General features: G+C 53.5%; 3 protein-coding genes. All 3 read left to right on the top strand.

Annotation, left to right across the window (positions count from 1 at the left end):
* The coding region (locus RC85_RS28700) for a hypothetical protein (RefSeq protein WP_238383221.1) at positions 1-350 on the top strand (350 nt) is incomplete at its 5' end.
* A gap of 102 nt (positions 351-452) precedes the next feature.
* The gene (locus tag RC85_RS24840; RefSeq protein WP_420821380.1) at positions 453-1,892 is read left to right on the top strand and encodes a magnesium chelatase ATPase subunit I; all 1,440 of its coding nucleotides are present in this window, start codon (positions 453-455) and stop codon (positions 1,890-1,892) included.
* Between the two features lie 562 nt (positions 1,893-2,454).
* The gene (locus RC85_RS24830; protein ID WP_068267489.1) at positions 2,455-4,155 is read left to right on the top strand and encodes a vWA domain-containing protein; all 1,701 of its coding nucleotides are present in this window, start codon (positions 2,455-2,457) and stop codon (positions 4,153-4,155) included.
* The last annotated feature ends 273 nt before the right edge of the window (positions 4,156-4,428 follow it).

Raw genomic sequence — 4,428 nt, 5'->3', positions numbered from 1 at the left:
CACGCCCCGCCCGGACAAGCCGGGACGGAAGCAGGAAAGCGGGCTCTGTGAAACCAACTCTATTTTCCTTAAGTCCACGCCATTCGGGACAAGCCCGGACGGAAATTGATCGAGTTGCCTCCGACGAATCGAATGGCCGCATTGGACTGAAAGCAGAACAAATTCTGAATTTCAAAATACTATGTCAATACAAAAGATTTAGCGGTCCAGGCTTAACCACACAAAATGGCGTCCACCGCCAAACTGAAATTGGTCGAAGTGCGACGGCAATTGCGGAGGATCGACCAAGAATCGATCATTCAAAAAACGCTCCAATCGCATTTGAAGCCATGATCTACCCTACGATTTAGCTCAATTCGCAATCCATCGGGTGCGTTCCCTCTGGTCAGCGGCATACAATCAGCGGAGTTCACTTTTACAGTTCGCACGACGCCCGAAGGAAGATGACCCGCATGAATGCTGTTGTGACCACTCCCCACCCACAAATGCCGCCGGAGCGGACTCTCGCTGAATTGACCGGCAGCGGTTGGACCTCAAAAACCATCAAGCAGGAAATTCGCGATAACTTTACTCGCATGCTTTCCAGCGGCGAGGAATTGTATCCCGGAATTGTCGGCTACGAAGACACCGTGATTCCCGAAATCAATCTGGCATTGCTTGCCGGGCACGACATGTTGTTCCTGGGCGAAAAAGGGCAAGCCAAGAGTCGCATCATGCGAATGCTGACGCGGTTTCTGGACGAATGGATTCCGTACATCGATCATCCCGAATTGCCCGTCCATGAAGATCCATCGTTACCGATTTCCTCGCTCGGCAAGCGACTAGTCGCGACGCATGATCCCGAAGACATCAAAATTGGCTGGTGGCATCGCAGCCAAAGGTACGCCGAACGACTAAGCCCCGGTACCAAGTTCGCCGACATTATTGGAGAAATCGATCCAGCAAAACTAACCGGCGGCGTCAGCATGAGTGCTGAGGAAGCATTGTCGTTCGGTTTGATCCCACGAATGCACCGCGGCATCTTTGCGATGAACGAATTGCCTGAATTGGATGAACTGGTCCAAGTCGGGTTGTTCAACATTTTAGAAGAACGCGACGTCCAGATTCGCGGGTATCCGATTCAATTTGAACTCGATGTCTTTATTCTGTTTTCCGCGAATCCGGCCACCTATAACCGTAGCGGAAAAGTGATTCCACAGTTGAAGGACCGTATCGGTTCGATCATTCAAACGCATTATCCAAGCGAACGAGATCAAGGTATCGCAATCTTGCAGCAGGAAGTCGGCAGCGACCTGGAAGGTGACTATCCAGTGTCCGTTCCGTACTTCATGTACCAGATTGTCGAAGAGATCACCGTGCAAGCTCGCAAGAGCAAGTACATTGACCACGCCTCCGGTGTTTCGGCTAGATTTTCGCTTGCAAACTTCCGAACGCTCGTTGCCTCCGCTCGCCAACGCGGAATCATCCACGGCGAAAAACCCGCGGTCCCGCGAATCAGCGACTTCGGTCACCTGTATTCCAGTTCGCTGGGCAAGTTGGAACTGGATCTGATGGGCACGCATCAAATGAGCGAATCGCAGGTCTTGGATGCGACCGTTGCCGAAGCGATCAAGGTCGTGTTTTCGGAGTACGTGGAAGAACACGGACTTGGTGAAATTGCCGAGATTTTCCGCGGCGGAGTGCGAGTCGAGGTCAGCGATATGCTGCCCAGCAGTGATTATGCCGAGCGATTGGCAAGCGTCCCACCGGCGTGGGAAAAAGCGTTTGAGGTCAACGCAAGCGAGAATGAAGCAATTCGGGCCAGTTGTGTTGAGTTCGTCCTAGCAGGTCTGTACGCCATGGAAAAAATTAGCCGAAGCAGCCGCCACGGGAAGATTCAATATGAAGTTTGAGTGGTGAAGCGAGAAGGTTGAAGAATTCCAGCTAGGCGCGTTTCCAATCGTTTAACCGCGTGCCCATCGGGCCGCGCGGCTTACGGGTGCCAAACGCGCGGGGCGTTGCCTGGGCTGATGAAAATGCGGTGGGTGATGTTATTCGCGAACCAGTCGAACATTGCAAATTGCAAAATGAACATTGCAAATTGAAAATTCTTAGGAAGCGGAATTTGCTGGTCAATTTACATTTTTCAGTGTTCATTTTGCAATTTGCAATCAACAACGAGGTCGGTCAGCCACAAACCCCCAAAGTCGTCCAGTTTCCCTTCACGCAAACAGTTTCGTCAGCCCGGGCGTTGCCCAACGCCGTGAAGGGTTTCTGGACTGTTTAACCGCGTGGGCATCGCCCCGCGCGTCCATGCGGGGCGAAACGCGCGGGGCGTTGCCCACGCGGTTAAACGAACTAACACATGTTTTACTGGACCAAAACTCTTTACGGCGCGGGGCGTTGCCCACGCGGCTAAACTATGGTGCCACATCAAAATTGACTTTTGCCACTACTTGATCAAAAGCTGACCCCATGACTCGCCGAATCGGCGGCGTGATTCACGCCTACCAAAAGTACGATCCCACCGCGTTCCCGCCACCAAACCAACCGCCACCGGATTTGGTTTCGCCTGCGTTTGAACAGGCGATGATGTACGGGAATTATCGCGACCTGACCGAAGAAGAACTCGCCCGAGCGGTCAAGTTGGACCCGAGCCAGATCGCGGGTCTCGGCCCAAGCCTGGACATGATGAAGGCGATGTTGGAAGAACGCCGGCGTAAAATTTTGGCTACCTACGAAACCAAGGGTGTTCAAAAGAAGGCCGGCAAGGCGTTTCGCGGGACGGCAAAGAATCTGTCCGTGCCCAAAGAGATGCAAAAGACGTTTCAGAAGGCTGTCAATTACGAACAGCCCTACATGATCGAACAATTGTGGTATCGCACCACCGATGACAACAGCGATCTGGCGCGAGGATTGATGCAGTTGGCCGCTCGCATGAGCGATAAGCACAACGTCGAAGAATTGGCGACCAAGTATCACTTCACCGGCAACGAGTCGATGACGGTGCCGAAGGCATTGGAGGTCAAAGAAGAACTGGAGAAGATCGATGAGTTGCTGAAGCAATTGGAAGAAGCTTCCAAGGACGCTCAGATCGGCGTGATCGACATGGAACTGCTTTCTGAATTCGCGCAGCCCAGCGACATGCAGCAGTTGGAAGAGATGCGGCAGCAGATCGAAAACATGATGCGTGAACAAGCCGAACGTCAGGGCTTGGAGAAGAAAAAAGAAGGCGGCGGTTTTCGCTTGACTCCGCAGGCTTACAAGATCTTCCAAAGCCGGTTGCTGCAACGTGTGTTCAGCGAACTGGCACCGTCACGCACTGGACGCCACGAAGGCGATATCATCGGCGAAGGCGCGGTCGAGCTTCAACAAACCAAGCCGTATGAGTTTGGCGATAGCGTTGCCAACATTGATCTGCCACAAACCGTGATCAATGCGCTACTGCGGCAAGGTGATGAGCGTCCGATTCGACTCCGCAGCGACGACATCGAAGTCCACAAGACTCGCAACCACCCCAAGTGTGCGACCGCTGTGATTATGGACATGAGCGGTTCGATGCGATACGACGGCCAGTATGTGAACGTCAAACGCATGGCGCTGGCGCTGCAGGGTTTGATTCAAAGTGAGTATCCCGGTGACTTTTTGAAGTTCATCGAGATGTACACGTTCGCCAAACTGCGAACGCCCGGCGAGATCATCGAGATGATGCCCAAGCCGGTCACGATCCACGATCCGTGGGTGCAACTGTACGCCGACATGAGCGATCCCGATATCAGCGAAGCCGAGATCCATCCGCACTTCACCAACATTCAACATTCGCTGCAATTGGCTCGTCGCAATCTCGCAACCTGCGACACACCCAACCGACAAATCGTCCTGATCACCGATGGTTTGCCGACTGCACACTTCGAGGATGAAAAACTGTTCATGCTGTATCCGCCTGACCCGCGGACCGAGCAGGCAACGATGCGCGAAGCGGCAATGTGTCAGAAAGAAGGCATCACAATCAACATTTTCTTGATCCCAAGTTGGTCTCAAAGCCAAGAGGATGTCCGGTTCGCACAGCGTCTAGCACAAACCACCAAGGGCCGTGTCTTCTTCACTAGCGGAAAAGACTTGGATCGCTTCGTTTTGTGGGACTACGTTCAAAACCGACGCGAAATCATCGCGTGATTGTGACCGTAGTTTGGCATAGGCTGGTCCGCTAAAAGTTTGGGGCTGCAGCAGTTCTCGTTTGCGCAGGTATCACTCTCATCGCGATGGTGACTGCTTCCGCCGGGCTTGCCTGGAATGGCGTGGACTTAAGGAAAATAGAGTGCGTTTCACAGAGCCCGCTTTCCTGCTTCCGTCCCGGCTTGTCCGGGCGGGGCGTGCAAGTGGCAGCTACCTCTAGCGACCACGCGCTCGTTCACCCCACTCCCACGAATCGCCAGAGGCGATTCGTGG

Origin of the sequence: Rubripirellula obstinata (assembly GCF_001642955.1) — a bacterium.
Taxonomy (GTDB): Bacteria; Planctomycetota; Planctomycetia; order Pirellulales; family Pirellulaceae; genus Rubripirellula; species Rubripirellula obstinata.
Note: the sequence above shows the minus strand (reverse complement) of the source record. Positions and strands in the feature narration are given on the sequence as shown.